This window comes from Flavobacterium sp. ST-158 (genome assembly GCF_058309975.1).
On record NZ_JBZEEN010000018.1, the window covers coordinates 1 to 16,171 of the forward strand.

14 protein-coding genes are annotated in these 16,171 nt (G+C 32.6%); all 14 read right to left on the bottom strand.

Annotated elements, in window-relative coordinates:
* Positions 1 to 149 precede the first annotated feature (149 nt).
* The 14 genes from argH to AC4FRF_RS17150 all read right to left on the bottom strand — a co-directional run bounded on the left by argH (position 150) and on the right by AC4FRF_RS17150 (position 16,052).
* Positions 150 to 1,430 (bottom strand): argininosuccinate lyase, encoded by a 1,281-nt coding sequence (gene argH / locus AC4FRF_RS17085; RefSeq protein WP_491161444.1) that lies wholly within the window; start codon positions 1,428 to 1,430, stop codon positions 150 to 152.
* Positions 1,431 to 1,575: 145 nt separating this feature from the next.
* Positions 1,576 to 2,649 (bottom strand): M20 family metallo-hydrolase, encoded by a 1,074-nt coding sequence (locus AC4FRF_RS17090; protein ID WP_491161446.1) that lies wholly within the window; start codon positions 2,647 to 2,649, stop codon positions 1,576 to 1,578.
* Positions 2,650 to 2,760: 111 nt separating this feature from the next.
* Positions 2,761 to 3,546, bottom strand: a complete 786-nt coding sequence (argB, locus tag AC4FRF_RS17095) for an acetylglutamate kinase (protein ID WP_491161448.1) — start codon at positions 3,544 to 3,546, stop codon at positions 2,761 to 2,763.
* Complete coding sequence (locus AC4FRF_RS17100) at positions 3,536 to 4,483, bottom strand: N-acetylornithine carbamoyltransferase (protein WP_491161450.1); 948 nt, start codon at positions 4,481 to 4,483, stop codon at positions 3,536 to 3,538. Before AC4FRF_RS17100 ends, argB begins: the two co-directional genes overlap by 11 nt.
* 2 nt (positions 4,484 to 4,485) lie before the next feature.
* Complete coding sequence (gene proB / locus AC4FRF_RS17105) at positions 4,486 to 5,247, bottom strand: glutamate 5-kinase (protein WP_491161452.1); 762 nt, start codon at positions 5,245 to 5,247, stop codon at positions 4,486 to 4,488.
* A 95-nt stretch (positions 5,248 to 5,342) separates the two neighbouring features.
* On the bottom strand, positions 5,343 to 6,539 hold the full coding sequence (locus AC4FRF_RS17110; protein ID WP_491161453.1) for a glutamate-5-semialdehyde dehydrogenase: 1,197 nt from the start codon (positions 6,537 to 6,539) through the stop codon (positions 5,343 to 5,345).
* A 65-nt stretch (positions 6,540 to 6,604) separates the two neighbouring features.
* Positions 6,605 to 7,741, bottom strand: a complete 1,137-nt coding sequence (locus AC4FRF_RS17115; RefSeq protein WP_408079131.1) for an aspartate aminotransferase family protein — start codon at positions 7,739 to 7,741, stop codon at positions 6,605 to 6,607.
* A 126-nt stretch (positions 7,742 to 7,867) separates the two neighbouring features.
* Complete coding sequence (gene argC, locus AC4FRF_RS17120; protein WP_491161455.1) at positions 7,868 to 8,845, bottom strand: N-acetyl-gamma-glutamyl-phosphate reductase; 978 nt, start codon at positions 8,843 to 8,845, stop codon at positions 7,868 to 7,870.
* Between the two features lie 170 nt (positions 8,846 to 9,015).
* Positions 9,016 to 10,209: an argininosuccinate synthase gene (locus tag AC4FRF_RS17125; protein WP_491161456.1), complete on the bottom strand. Its 1,194-nt coding sequence runs from the start codon at positions 10,207 to 10,209 to the stop codon at positions 9,016 to 9,018.
* 40 nt (positions 10,210 to 10,249) lie between these two features.
* Entirely contained in the window at positions 10,250 to 10,915 is a 666-nt protein-coding gene (locus AC4FRF_RS17130) for a GNAT family N-acetyltransferase (RefSeq protein ID WP_491161458.1), read from the bottom strand.
* 423 nt (positions 10,916 to 11,338) lie between these two features.
* Positions 11,339 to 12,520 (bottom strand): hypothetical protein, encoded by a 1,182-nt coding sequence (locus AC4FRF_RS17135; protein WP_491161459.1) that lies wholly within the window; start codon positions 12,518 to 12,520, stop codon positions 11,339 to 11,341.
* 134 nt (positions 12,521 to 12,654) lie between these two features.
* Complete coding sequence (locus tag AC4FRF_RS17140; protein ID WP_491161461.1) at positions 12,655 to 14,124, bottom strand: MFS transporter; 1,470 nt, start codon at positions 14,122 to 14,124, stop codon at positions 12,655 to 12,657.
* A gap of 177 nt (positions 14,125 to 14,301) precedes the next feature.
* Positions 14,302 to 15,009 (bottom strand): LytR/AlgR family response regulator transcription factor, encoded by a 708-nt coding sequence (locus AC4FRF_RS17145; protein WP_491161463.1) that lies wholly within the window; start codon positions 15,007 to 15,009, stop codon positions 14,302 to 14,304.
* Positions 15,006 to 16,052, bottom strand: coding sequence for a sensor histidine kinase (locus AC4FRF_RS17150; RefSeq protein WP_491161465.1), 1,047 nt, complete (start codon positions 16,050 to 16,052; stop codon positions 15,006 to 15,008). The genes AC4FRF_RS17145 and AC4FRF_RS17150 overlap by 4 nt, the downstream gene beginning before the upstream one ends.
* Between the last annotated feature and the right edge of the window lie 119 nt (positions 16,053 to 16,171).

Here is a 16,171-nt window from a genome sequence, read left to right on the forward strand (position 1 = left end):
AATTTTGCGGACTTGTTTCATAGGTTAAAATTAAGATTATTTCTTAACTTTCTGTGATGGCTAAGTTAGCATGTCCAAAGCCACGAATTCAAGAATTATATTATTTAAATTATTGAATTCGTGGCTTTTGTATTAAAATGAATTTTATTTTAAAAAGTGCAATTCATCTTTTCTTTGATCTCTTTCAAACAAAGATTGTTGATACTACCTTCATGAGTATGTTTAGTCGCTTTTGGCGATTGGTAATTTCCGGCTTCAATTTGCAAAGCTACTTCTTTATAAGCGTCTCTGAATGGAATTCCAGCTGTAACCATTTCGTTCAAAGTGTCTACCGTAAACAAATAATCGTATTTTTTATCTTCTAAAATATTTTCTTTTACTTTAATATCCGGTATGGAGAAAATAGCAATATCCAAACAGGCTTTTAAATTTTGAATAGCAGGAAATACACCTTCTTTTAAAAGTTGTAAATCCCTGTGATAACCGCTTGGCAGGTTATTCGTTATTAAAGTTAACTCATAAGGTAAGGCCTGAATCTTGTTGCATTTTCCACGAATTAATTCAAATACATCTGGATTTTTCTTGTGAGGCATGATGCTTGAACCCGTTGTTAAATTGGCTGGTAAACCAATAAAATCAAAATTCTGACTCATGTACAAACAAACATCATAGGCAAATTTAGCAAGCGTTCCTGCTACACTAGCCATAGCAAAAGCAACTGTTTTCTCTGATTTTCCACGACTCATTTGTGCCGCAACCGAATTGTATTTTAGTGTACTGAATCCCATTTCCTTTGTGGTAAAAGTTCGGTCAATAGGGAAGGAACTACCATATCCTGCAGCCGAACCTAAAGGATTTTGATCGACTACTTTCAAAGCCGCATTCAGCATACTCATATCGTCAATTAAACTTTCAGCATAAGCTGAAAACCACATTCCAAAAGAACTTGGCATTGCAATTTGTAAATGCGTATAGCCTGGTAATAAGATATTTTGATATTTTTCGGCAGAAGTCATTAATAAATCAAAAAGTGCTTTGACCTGTTGCTTTAATTGCAATACTTCTTCTTTTAAGTACAGGTTCATATCCACTAAAACCTGATCGTTACGGGAACGGGCTGTGTGGATTTTTTTTCCGGCATCGCCTACTTTTTGGGTCAGTAAATATTCTACTTTTGAATGTACGTCTTCAAATGAATCTTCGATGGTGAAATTTCCAGCTTTGATATCTTCCTGAATTTCTGCCAATGCACCCAGTAAATCTTCGCATTCCTGATTGGTGATTAAGCCAATTTTAGCAAGCATTTTTGCCTGAGCGATATTTCCGGTTACATCATGTTTGGCTAAAATTAAATCTAATTCTCTATCGTTTCCTACAGTAAATAAGTCGATTTGTTTATCTGTTGGTATTCCTTTTTCCCAAAGTTTCATAATTCTGTATTTTTATATCGCAGAGATTCACTGAGTTGTCTCAGAGATTCGCAAAGTTTTATTTTTTTAGCCCCGATAGTAGCGAAAATCCTTTTGTTTTTTTCTTTAAAAAATAAAAGATTGAAGCGGATAGCGGGAATGGCTTCTAAATATTTTTAAAAAAATCGCCTAGTATTTTAATATACAAATCGATTCCTTCTTCAATTTCGTTCAAATATATAAATTCATCAGCGGAGTGCGAACGTAAACTGTCTCCTGGTCCTAATTTTAATGATTTACAGCTTAAAACCGATTGGTCCGAAAGGGTAGGAGAACCGTAAGTGGTCCGGCCCAACGCAATTCCTGCTTGTACTAAACCGTGATTTACCGGAATAGAAGAAGCGTTTAGGTGCATAGAGCGCGGATTTACTTCGGCGTTTATATTGTCTCGTACTGTTTTTAAAATTTCAGTATTGTTGTAGCAATCATTGACACGAATATCCACTACTAAATCACATTCAGAAGGCACTACATTGTGTTGTTTTCCAGCGTTGATTTGGGTTACGGTCATTTTTACAGGGCCTAGTACTTCAGAAATTTTGTCGAAACTGTAGTTTTTAAACCATTCGATTACAGCCAAAGTATTGTAAATAGGATTGTCAGGATTGTTGTGAGCTGCATGACTGGCAGTTCCTTTTACTTTGATGTCCAGAACTAATAAACCTTTTTCGGCTACTGCTAACTGCATTAAAGTAGGTTCGCCCACGATAGCACATTCTAGTTCTGGTAAGTGTTTTAAAACGCTGTTTAAACCATTTTTACCACTGCTTTCTTCTTCGGCAGAAGCGACAATTACTATGTTATATGGTAAATTTTCGTTAGCATAAAAATGAGTAAACGTAGCAATTAAGGACACTAAACAGCCTCCGGCATCATTGCTTCCTAATCCGTATAATTTTCCATCTTCGACAATCGCTTTGAAAGGATCTTTAGTATAGGCCTGATTAGGTCTTACGGTATCGTGATGGGAATTTAAAAGTATAGTAGGTTTGTTTTTGTCAAAATGCTTATTGAATGCCCAAACATTGTTGTTCTCTCTCTTGAAAGGTATTTCGTTTTGGTTAAACCAATTTTCTATTAAAAGAGCCGTTTGATCTTCTTCGCTAGAAAACGAAGGGGTTTCAATTAGATTTTTTAATAAATTAATTGCTTCTTGAGTAAGTGTTTCGATGTTTTTCATTGTTTTTTGTTTTTCCGTTAGAGTGGTACTCTTTGGAGTTTTTTAGAATTTTACTTCTAATTTTCAAACTTAGTCTGTTGTTTTTTCATGATGGAAACTAACAGCTGCAGTTTATAATTGTATGGTTGTACAAATGGTATCGTCGTTTTTCAACATTTGGTGTTGGCCAATTTTGATTTTTTGTACTCCTTTAGACAAGCTATTGAAGCAATTGTCTAATTTAGGAATCATTCCGGAATGGATAGCGCCTTCCTCTTTTAATTTAGCATACAAATTACTATCTATTTGTGCAATTACTGATGAATCATCCTCGGCATCATATAAAACACCTGGTTTTTCAAAGCAATAATTTAAAGTAACATCAAAAACCTCCGATAAACCGATGGCTAATTCACTGGCAATAGTATCGGCATTGGTATTTAATAATTGTCCGTTTTTATCGTGTGTAATGGCGCAAAAAACAGGAGTGATGTCTAATCCAATTATTTTTTGCAACAAAGAGGTGTTCACTTTTTTTACATCACCTACAAAACCATAATCGATAGTGGGATGGTTTCTTTTTTCAGATAAGATTAAATTTCCATCAGCTCCTGAAAAACCCACCGCATTGCAATTATGTGCTTGCAATTGTGCGACTACTTTTTTATTAATTTCCCCAGCATAAATCATTACGGCTATGTCTAGCATGGGCGCATCAGTAATACGACGACCATCAACCATTGTAGGTGTTAAGCCCACACTTTGTGCCATTTTTGTTGCCGATTTTCCTCCTCCGTGAACCAATACTTTATAGCCTTCAATTTTAGAAAAATCAGCTAAAAATTGCGCTAATTCTGTTGGATTATCAATTACATTTCCTCCAATTTTAACGAGCGTTACTTTTTTCTTAAATTCCATTTTCTAATATTTTTTGTAATACTAATTGCGCAGCATAGGTTCTGTTGTTAGCTTGCTCGATTACTAATGAATTTTCGCTGTCAATTACTTCGTCAGCTACAATTACATTTCTTCTTACGGGCAAACAGTGCATGAATTTACCATTGTTTGTTAAAGCCATTTTTTCGGCAGTAACTGTCCATTCTGGATCAGAGTTTAATATTTGTCCGTAATCATTATAATTACTCCAGTTTTTTACATAAACAAAATCAGCATTTTCAAATGCTTTATTTTGGTCGTATTCTATTTTAGAGTCTTTAGTAATTTCAGGATTCAATTCGTATCCTTCTGGATGTGTAATTACAAAATCTGCATCTTGCAATTGCATCATTTCCACAAATGAATTAGCAACAGCCTGAGGCAAAGCTCTAGGATGTGGTGCCCATGACAAAACAACTTTAGGTCTGTGAGGTGTTTTGAATTCTTCCATTGTAATAGCATCAGCTAAGGCTTGTAATGGGTGTCCCGTACAGCCTTCCATGTTTACAATAGGCACAGTAGCATGCTTTAAAAATCCAGATAAAACAGTCTCAGCATTGTCTTTTTCTTTGTCTACTAATCCAGCAAAAGCTCTGATAGCAATGATATCACAATATTGCGAAATAACTTCAGCAGCTTCTTTAATGTGTTCAGAAGCACCTTTATTCATGATAGCTCCGTCTTCAAATTCTAAAGTCCAACCTTCGTTAGTAAAGTTCATTACCATAACGTTCATCCCTAAATTGATAGCCGCTTTTTGAGTACTCAAACGCGTTCTTAAACTAGGATTAAAAAACAGCATTCCTAGGGTTTTGTGTTTCCCTAATTTCTTGTTTTTAAGTGGCTTTTTTTTGATTTTAAGTGCTGCATCAACCCATTGTGGTAAGCTGTCGATGTTTTTTATGGAGATATAGTTCATGTCTATACGATTTTAGTAAAAGGAATTGTGTTATTTAATGCATTTAAAATAAAATTATCTTGTAATCCATTGACGATCCACGTTTCTATTTTTCCAGCTTTAGCAATGGCTGCAGCTTCAATTTTAGATTGCATTCCGCCAGTACCATGAGAAGATTTAGAATCGCCAATTTCTTGTGTAAGTAATTCCAAATCCGTTACATTAGTGATTGTTTCTGGTATTGCGGATTTTATGGATGCTTTGGTATAAATTCCATTAGTATTAGTTGCAATGATCAAAATATCAACATTTAATAAAACAGCAGTTAGAGCTGCTAATTTATCATTGTCTCCAAATTTAATCTCATCTGTTGACACCGTATCGTTTTCGTTGATGATAGGGATGTAATTATTTTTAACTAATACGTTTATGGTATTTACGATATTTATTTTAGTTTGATCTTTTTCGAAATCAGAATAGGATAACAAACATTGTGAGGTATGTAATCCTAAATCTTTAAAATTCTCATTGTAAATCCGCATTAAATGAGGTTGTCCAATAGAAGCCAAAGCCTGTTTTACAAAAACATCTTTGTCATTATTATCTAATTTTACAAATTGCTTGGCAGCAGCAATAGCGCCAGAACTTACAATGATAAATTCGTATTCATCATTCAAAGCAGCTATTTGCATTCCAATATCTTCAATCTTTCCTCTGGAAATATGATTGGTTTCTTTGGTTAAGGTATTGCTACCTAATTTTAATAGTATTCTTTTTTTTGCCATGGTTTTAGATTTAAAGATTTAAAGATTTAAGAATTTAAAAATTAGATATTCCAATTTTAATCTTTTAATCTTTTCATCTTTGAATTCTTCAATCTTTATCTAATCTGTCCTTCGCCGTAAATATACCATTTATTAGTAACCAAATGCTGTAACCCAATAGGTCCGCGTTGGTGTAATTTATCAGTACTAATAGCTAATTCTCCACCTAAACCAAATTGTCCTCCATCAGTAAATCGTGTAGATGCATTGTGGTATACGGATGAAGCATCAATGTTTTCCATGAATTCCTGTGCGGTAGCTTGGTCTTCAGTAATAATAGAAGCTGAATGGCCACCACAGTATTTGTTGATTTTAGCAATAGCTTCGGAGTTAGAATTTACTGTTCCAATGACAATTTTGTAATCTAAAAATTCTTCGTACCAAATCAAATCGTTTTCGATGGCCTGAATCCCGGTTGCTTTAGCAACAGAATTATCACCCAAAACAGTCACTTTAAATTTCTCTAATTCACTTACTAATTGTTTTGCAAATGCTTCCCAATTTGGTAAATTAGTATCAATTAAAACTTTATCTAAAGCATTGCAAACTGATATGTTTGAGGTTTTTCCATTAATAATAATGTTCATCGCTTTGTTTAAATCGGCATCAGCATTTACATATACAAAATTGTTTCCACGACCACTTACAATTACAGGACAACTTGCGTGTTTTTTAGTGAATTCAATCAGTTTTTCTCCACCACGAGGGACGATTAAATCTACTCTTTGTGTTGGTTTTTCTAGGAAAGCTTGGGTTTGTACACGGTCGTAATTCAAATATTCAACCCAATCCGTGCTTACGCCATTGCTTTCTAAAGCCTGGTGCCAAAGGCTCACAATCTTTTGATTAGAAAGTAAAGACTCTTTTCCTCCTTTCAATAAAATTTTATTTCCTGATTTAAAAGCAATACCACCCGCTTCGACAGTTACATCCGGGCGAGACTCATAAATAATTAAAATCGTTCCGAAAGCAGCTGTTTTATTGCTGATTCTCATGCCATTGTCATGCGTGAATTCATAACGAACCTGCCCAACAGGATCTTCCTGACTTGCCAATTGTTGAACTGAAAGTATCATTCCGTCTACTTTAGCATCATCTACAAGAAGCCTTTTTTCCATCGCTAAATCTTCACCATTATAATTGGCTAAATCCTGCTGATTGATGATTTTTAAAGTTTCTCTTTCTTGTTCTAAAAGTGTCGCCATAGTACTTAGTACAGCGTTTCTTTTTTCAATTGGAAGTAAGGTATTCATGTGTTGTAAAATTATTCAAAAACCTTTGTTCAATTTTTAAATTCAACAAAGGTTATGGATTTATATTATTTTAATTCCGCTAGGGATTCCTGTAGAGCAACGATAAAAGTATCAATCGCTTCCTTAGTAATCGTCAGGGGAGGAAGGATTCTCAATAAATTTTTATTATTGGCACCTCCTGTAAAAATATGTTTTTCAATAATCATTTTCTTTCTCAGAGCACTCACGTCAAAGTCAAATTCGACTCCTAACATCAATCCTCTTCCTTTTACCTGTTTGATTTCAGGAATTACTTTAATCGCTTCAAGGAAATAAGCTTCTACTTCTTTAGCATTTGCCATTAAGTTTTTAGCTTCCATTACATCCAGCACAGCAATTCCTGCTGCACAGGCTAGGTGGCTTCCTCCAAAAGTGGTTCCTAACAAACCATAACTTGCCTGGAATTTAGGAGAAATTAAAACGCCTCCAATAGGGAAACCGTTCCCCATTCCTTTAGCTGTAGTTACAATGTCTGGGTTGATTCCGTGATGTTGAAAAGCAAAAAACTTTCCGCTTCTTCCGTAACCTGATTGTACTTCGTCTAAAATCAGAACAACATCATTCGCTGCGCAAGCTTTTTCTAATGCTTGGAAAAATTCGGTTGTTCCCTGGTCTAAACCACCAACACCCTGAATAGGCTCGATGATAACGGCACAAACATCTCCTTTTTGTAATTCCGCTTCAACCAATTCGATTTGGTTCAATGGTAGGAAAGTAACTACTTGTTGTGCATTGATTGGCGCTACAATTTTTTTGTTATCCGTAACCGCAACGGCCGCCGAAGTTCTTCCGTGAAATGAATTATCAAAAGCAATTACTCTTGATTTATTGGTGTGAAAAGAAGCTACTTTTAAAGCATTTTCATTGGCTTCAGCCCCAGAGCTACATAAAAACAAGCTGAAATCAGTTAAGCCAGAAGCTTTTCCTAATTTCTCAGCTAATTCCACTTGTAATGGATTCTGAATTGCATTCGAGTAAAAACTCAAATTATCCAGTTGTGCTTTTACTTTGGCCACATAATCCGGTTGGGTGTGACCAATAGAAATTACTCCGTGACCAGAGTATAAATCTAAATATTCAATTCCTTTATCATCTGTAATCGTACAATCTAATGCTTTTACAGGGGTAATAGGGTATAATGGGTAAACGTCAAATAAGTTCATTTTGTTTTAATTTAAAGATTTAAAAATTGAATGATTTAAAGATTCATTCTTGTATCTGAATGAATTTTAAATGAATAAGATTTACTAATTTTTAAATTATTAAATCCTTCAATCTTTTAATTGTTTTTAGAATCCACAAGGTTTCAAATGCAATCCTGTAGTCTCGTCCAAGCCAAACATCAAATTCATGTTTTGAACGGCCTGACCAGAGGCGCCTTTGAGTAAATTATCAATAACAGATGTTATTAAAACCCGGTTTCCTTTTTTCAATAAACTAATAATACATTTGTTGGTTTGAACTACCTGCTTCATGTTGATGTTAGTAGTTGTAACGGTTACAAACGGTTGATCAGCATAAAAAGCTTCGTATTTGGCAACCAAATTTTCTAAGCTTTCTTCTGATTTTGTATATAAGGTTGCAAAAATCCCTCTTGGAAAATCGCCTCTGTTTGGAACAAAAATTAATTCGTCACTATAAGAAGCCTGCAATTGATTAATACTTTGATTGATTTCTCCCAAATGTTGGTGCTCAAAAGCTTTGTAATGAGAGAAGTTGTTGTTTCTCCAACTAAAATGTGATGTAGCAGATAAACTAACTCCAGCTCCTGTACTTCCTGTTGTAGCATTGATATGCACATCTTCAGTCAATAATCCATCAGCTGCTAATGGTAATAAAGCCAATTGGATTGCTGTAGCAAAACAACCTGGATTTGCAATGTATTTGGTATTCTTAATATCGGTTTTGTTTAGTTCAGGCAAGCCGTACACAAATGTTTTTCCGTCGAAATTTTTATCTTTTGTTAAGCGGAAATCATTTCCTAAATCGATGATTTTAGTGTTGTCAGAGAATGTGTTGTTCTCTAAGAACGAAATTGATTTCCCGTGTCCTAAACACAAGAAAAGTACATCTACGTTAGGATTGATAGTGTCAGTAAAATTCATTTCTATATCACCCATTAAATCCTGGTGTGCAACAGAAAGTGGTTTTCCGGCATTGGTAGTACTATACACAAAATCCAATTTAGCATTGGGGTGAAACATTAATATTCTAATTAATTCTCCTGCTGTGTATCCTGATCCTCCTATTATTCCAACATTAATCATAATCTTTATTTTTTTATTGAACCATTAAGAAATTAAGGTTATTAAGCTTCATTTCTAATATGGTTGTAAATAGTATATAAAATTAACCACGAAAGACTCAAAGTAGGCACAAAGTTTACAAAGCTTAGTGCGCTTTGTGCCTTCTTAACGAGCTTTGTGGTAAACCCTTTTTATTCGTAAATTTCATTGTTTACAGATGAAAAGATGTTTTGAGCATTACCCAAAATTTTGATAAATCCTTTCGCATCTTCTGATGTCCAGGCATTATTCATTTCACCGTATTGACCGAAACCTGTGTTCATTAAATCATTTTCTGATTCGATTCCGTCTAACGAAAAATGATACGGTTTCAATGAAACTGTTACAGTTCCATTTACTGTTTTTTGAGTATCTTCCAGGAAAGTCTCAATGTTACGCATTACAGGATCTAAAAATTGTCCTTCATGGAATAACATTCCGTACCAGTTTCCTAGTTGTTCTTTCCAGTATTGTTGCCATTTTCCTAGCGTGTGTTTCTCTAATAAATGGTGTGCTTTGATAATAATTAATGGAGCAGCAGCTTCAAAACCAACTCTTCCTTTAATTCCAATAATAGTATCACCTACGTGAATATCTCTACCAATAGCATAAGCGTTAGCTAATTTTTCAAGAACAACAATGTTGTTTGAAGGTTTGTCAGCAACACCGTTTACAGCTACTAATTCTCCTTTTTTGAATTCCAAGGTAACTTTTTCTTCTCCTTCTTTTTGTAATTGAGAAGGATATGCTTCGCTAGGTAATGGTTGTCCAGAAGTCAATGTTTCCTTTCCTCCAACAGAAGTTCCCCAAAGACCTTTGTTGATAGAATATTGTGCTTTTTCCCAAGAATAGTGAACTCCGTTTTTAGAAAGGTAATCTACTTCTTCTTGACGCGATAATTTCAAGTCACGGATAGGAGTGATGATTTCAATTTCTGGAGCTAAGGTTTGGAAAATCAAATCAAAACGAATTTGGTCGTTACCAGCACCTGTACTACCATGAGCAATTGCACTGGCACCTACAGATTTTGCATATTTTATAGCTTCAATGGCCTGAAAAACACGTTCAGCACTTACTGAAAGTGGGTATGTATTGTTTTTTAATACGTTACCAAAGATTAAATACTTGATAGCTTTATCGTAATATTTATCTAAGATAGTAAGGTTAGCATGTTTAGCACTACCTAATTCATACGCTCTGTCTTCGATAGCTTTCAATTCGGCATCATCAAAACCTCCTGTATTAATTAATACGGTGTGAACTTCATATCCTTTTTCATTTTTTAGATATTTAAGGCAATATGAGGTGTCTAAACCTCCACTATAAGCTAATACAACTTTTTTCATTTTTATGTAACTATTATATATGCTATCGGCTTTTTGGCTTTTAGCTGATTAGATTTAATTTTTTAAATAATTTGACATATTCGTCTTTATTTTCTAAAAACAAAGCTTGTTTTATTTTTTTTAAACGATTCCAAATCCTAACATTGAATGGATGTTTAGGTGGGTCTTTAGGTTTTTCGGCAGGATCATATAACATTCCTGTACACAAACACATTTTGTAATCTTTACTTTTTAAAATTTCAAAATTAGTACAGGTTTTACAACCTGACCAAAAAGTAGGATCATTTGTCAACTCAGAAAAAGGAACTGGTTTGTATCCTAAATCGGAATTAATTTTCATAACCGCTAATCCTGTAGTAATACCAAAAACTTTAGCTCCAGGATATTTTTTTAAGGAATAATCAAATACAAAGGTTTTTATTTTTTTGGCTAAGCCTAAATTTCTAAAATCGGGATGTACAATTAATCCTGAATGGGCAACAAATTGTCCGTGTTGCCAACTTTCGATATAGCAGAAACCTGCAAAGTCACCATTTTTATCCAAAGCGATAACGGCATCCCTTTTTTCCATTTTTTTCTGGACATATTCGGGAGTTCTTTTTGCTATTCCGGTTCCTCTCAATAGGGCAGACGCTTCTATCGTATCGCAAATAATTTGTGCGTACTTAAAATGTTCTTCCTGAGCTATAACAATAGAGATATTCATTTCAAAAGATGAATTTTGGGTTAAAAAATGTAAAATAATTAAAATTTAATAAAGAACCTTTTTTGAAATTGATTGCAAAATTAACATAATAAACCCAACAAGAAAAAATGTAGGAATATAAAATGAATAAAATTTTGTTTTCGGGATTTGTTAATCCAACGGATAACGGTTCTAATTTCAATTTCGGTACTGATAAAAAATAATGAATATAATAAGACGAAAGTATTTAGATACTAAGCAAGTATCCGTACTTCGGGCGAAGTAATAGCTTTGTCTATCCGTGACAATGTGGTAATATGTACACTTTTGTAATTCATTGATGCAAAAGTACACATATTTTTTAAACTGCACAGGCTTTTATAAAATATTTTAACATTTGAGTTTTATGTCAAACAATTGAAATTTAATATATTATTTTCTAGTTTAGAATTTATTATTCATTAGAATTCGTTTTAATTGGGCTTTTAAATCCTCTCCAGTGTTATAAACCATTTGTTCATTGCTAGGAAAAGGAAGTAATTTTCTAGAAAAATAAGGGTAGTACGATTCTTCCGTTGCTCTTTTATCTCCTTTGTAGGTAGCATAATCGTTTTTGAAAGTAGATTGAGATGTTAATGGGAAAGATTGTAAAAGCTGTTTGTTTTTATAATCAATGTAATCTACATTAGCGGTAATTTGGCAAGCTTTGTATTGGTTGAATTCACGAATTCGAATTACAATCTTTTTTAAATTATCTACTTTAATGACTTTGCCAAGACTATCTTTTACTGGTTTTCCGTTCTTGTCTAAAAGATCCTTTAAACCATCTTTAATTATTTTTTCTTTGACAAATTCTTTCTCTTTGATTTGTTCAGGCGTAATATTGATGGCTCTGAAATTAACGATAATTTGGTAATCATATTTGAAACTTTTTTGTGGAGTATTTTGGTAAACGGTCCATTTATCGTTCATTCCAAAAGTATTGAAATCCAATAAATCATTTTGTAAAGCAATGGGAATTATTGTATTTGTTTGATTTTGCAAAACTACATTTACATAATATCTTCCTTTATTTAAGGCTTCTTGTTGTAGCTGTAAAGTGTTTTGGTAATTCGGATTAATTTGGTTTAAGTATTCTAAATCGTCATAAGCTTTTCTAATATCCATTTTGTTAGTAGATTTTAATAAAGCTTGACTGTTTGCATACAGGTATTTAGACAAAGCTAGTTTGCTGTCTACAATTTGTTTGTTGTAATTGTCAAATGAAAATTTAGCATTTTTTCCTTCTTTAAGGAGTTTTAATGGAAGTAAAGGTTTAATTTTTTCTTGACGATTGTCTAGTTGAACATAGGTATTGTAAATTCTTTCTAGGTTGGCTGGATTTTTTTCTTGTTCTAGTAAATTCAACGAATTTAAATCTCTTTCTTTCGCTTTATAAAAAGCTTCTTCCAGTAAGTAAATATACTCTTGATTGCCTTTTTTGTCTTTGTTGGAACGCAAATTATAGAGAGCATTATCAATAGCTTCATCATAATTTCCCGAAGTGAGTAAGTTTCTAGTTTGCTTAACGCCACAAGAAGCAATAAAAAAGAATATGGAAAGGAGTAGGAGTAGTTGTCTTTTCATTTTTTTAATTTTGAACAAATATATTTTTTAAAAATTAATTTATAGAACAATTGCGTTTTAAATGTGATGGTAGATATAAAAATAACAAAGCCGTTAAATTAATTTAACGGCTTTGTTATTTATAAGTATTTTTTTTAATGTCCTCCTCCTTCGGTTTCAATATGAACAATTCCTTGTTTTTTAAGGATTTTAGGGCAATAAAATCCATAAAAAGCCAAATATGCAAAACCTAATAGTGGGATGATATAAGAAAAATGCGTCCAGGAAATTCCCATAATTCCTTCAGGGCTTGTTAAATCAAAATCGCAGATGCTTCCTTGTACTAAAGGAATAACACCGCCTCCTAAAATCATCATGATTAAGAAAGAAGAAGCCTTTCCTGTATTTTTTCCTAAACCTGCAATGGCTAAATCAAAAATAGACGGCCACATAATGGATAAAAATAATCCTCCAGAAATAAAGAAAAATTTAGCAATTTCTCTGTCCGGATAAACCAATCCGATGAGCATCATAACCAAACCAGAAATGCCAAAAAGCATCAATGTTTTTCCAGCATTTTTTCCTCCAATAAAACTGATTAATATGAAAATTAAAATCCAAATTGGGTAAATGTAGAAAGCAGATACATTGTGTTCTGCAAAAATATTGGTAAAAATGATTACTCCAAATGCTATAGCAGGAACTATAAATTTTAGCAACATATTGGTTGCTTTTGAAGTATCAAAAACATTAACTCCTCCGTTCCAACGACCAATCATCAAACTTCCCCAATATAAAGCAATAAACGGAGGAATTGCTTCTTCTAGAATATTACCAAACTCGGCTGTTTTTAATAAAGCAGGAAGGTTACTGATAATAGTAACTTCGGTTCCAACATATATAAAAATTGCTAGCATTCCGAGGTAAAGTTGAGGATAATCTAAAATGTTAAAATTTTTATGTCCGTGTTCTATTTTAGCTTCTTCTTGTTTTACAGGATCTTCTATTTTTGACACCAACATAAATATTGCTACAGCGATGAATGCAAACCCTAGAATTATAAAAGGGAGTTTGATGTCTTCCAATGAAAGTGCGGTTCTTTTATTATCGCCCATCCCAAATAACGCAATTCCTAGCAAAATGGCTCCAATGGTGGTTCCAAATGAATTTACACCTCCAGCTAATGTTAAACGGTGTGCTCCAGTTGTAGGGCTTCCCATTTTAATAGCTAATGGATTGGCTACAATTTGTTGGATTGAGAACCCTAAACCTACGGTAAATAATGCTGTTAGAAAGAAAGGAAAGCTTTCCATAGTTGCAGCAGGAACAAATAGAAAAGATCCAAAAGCAGAAAGAATTAAACCGGCTGCCAAGGTTTTTTTGTATCCAAATTTTTGTAATACATCTGATTTTAACGAAATCAGGAAAAAAATAATCGAACCTACAAAATAAGCAGCATAAAATGCCCAAGCCACTAGTTGGGACTGTACTTGAGATAAGGTAAATACTTTTTTAAATACAGGAATCAAAATATCATTGGCAGAGCCAACAAATCCCCAGAAAAAAAATACGGTTACTAGGGAAATAAATTGTCCCCATTTAGTTTGTGAATTTTCAGAATTCATAATTTTAAACAGTTTTTGGTTTTTAGTTTTTAGATGGCCGTAAATGTATCACTTTAGTGTACAACTAAAAAATAATTTATTCATAACACATGAATAAAAACATGAACGACATTTTTTTGTATATAAACGGCTTAAAATGATATGAAAACGTGAAGTCTTAGGAGTTAAGTTAGTTTTTTATTCTAGAATTCTACTTTTTACATCTTTACTATAGTTTCTTCCAATGGGTAAAGTAAAATTCTTGATTTGAATTCTGTTTCCTTCTATAAATTTAATCTTATTTAAAGCAATGGTATATGATTTATGAATGCGAACAAATTGATCTTCTGGTAATTCTTCTGATAATGATGTTAATGATCTGTGTGTAATATAAGTCTTGTCGGTTGTAACCACTTTGATGTACTCTTTCATTCCTTCAATAAACAGGATATCATCAATAAAGATTTTTACCATTTTTTTATCAACCTTAAGAAATATGTGCGGCTCTGCTCTGAAGTTTTCAATTTTAAGATTGCTTTTAAAATTTATTTCAGTCATAATTTTATTGATACACTTTATAAATCTTGGTAATGGGATAGGTTTTACCAAATAGTCTAAAACATCCAAATCATAACTTTCGGCAGCAAACTCTCTAAAAGCAGTAGTAATAATAATTTTTATTTTACTCTTGTTTTCAATTAATTTCACAAGTTCAAATCCAGTCATCATGGGCATATTAATGTCTAAGAAAATTACATCAACAGCATTGTTATTGATGTAATCTAAACCGAGTATTGAATTTGTAAAAGTGGAGACGATTTCAAAGTCAGGAAAATTACTAAAGTAATTTTGCATCACTTTCATAGCGAGTGGCTCATCATCTATTATAACACATTTGATTTTCATTTTTGAAGAGGGATTTGTAGGTTAACAATGTGGTAATTAAACTTAATTTTCTGTTCCAATATATAATTGTTTTTGAAAATTAATTTCAATCTTTTCCGTGTATTTGCTAACCCAATTCCGTTTGTAGGTTTAATATTTTGTGAATGTACAAAATTATTGATTACTACAAAATCCAATATATTTCCTTCGATAATTTGAAAATTAATTCGGATAGTTAGGCTTTTGTTGTTATAACCTCCATGTTTAAAAGCATTTTCCAATAGTGTAATTAGTAAAAGTGGTGGTACTTTAACATTGTCAATGTTAGAATTAATATTGATGCTTACTTCGGTATTTTCAAAACGAAGTTTTTCAATTTCGATATAATTTTGAATATAGTTTATTTCATTAATTAATAGTGCGTAGTTTTCTTTTTCAATACCATAAAGTACATATTCCATTAAACTGGAAAGCTTAAGAATAACATCAGGTACTTTGTCCGATTTTTCTAGTGAAAGCGCATAAAGATTATTTAAGGTGTTAAAGAAAAAATGAGGTTGAATTTGATTTCTTAGGTATTTTAATTTAATCTTAAACTGTTCTTCTCTTAGAATTCTATTACGTTCTCTTTCTTTTAACCATATCAACGTAAGGTAAATTGAAGAAGCCATGGCTAGAACATATAATTCACCAATACAAACTGCAATAATATGATTGATTTCGAATGGTTTGTATTCTCTGTTGGCTTCTGGCCAAATATTGCTTGATATCAATGAGTAAGTGAGTCCCGTTTTTAGTAAATAAACCACAAATAAACTCACCAATAATAATGTTACATAGGTTATGTGTTTGCCTTTTAGAACAAAACGAGGTACTAAATAAAAGAGGTTTAAATAGACTAATGGAATATGTATTGAAAATTCTATTAGGTTCGAATTAAATGAATATCCATAATCATTAAAATAGGCACCCCAACGAAGGAAATTTAAAATAAAATAAATGGTCCAAAACCAAAAATGATATTTAAATTTTATATCAAATTTTATATCTTTTATCTTGCTCATTTAAAAAATTACTAAGTATTAAATTAATAAATATTTTTAGTATTTGTTTGAAATTTGATAGCTAATATAGGTTCTTTTGTGATAAAACATATAAAAACAATTAAAAAACAACAAAAACC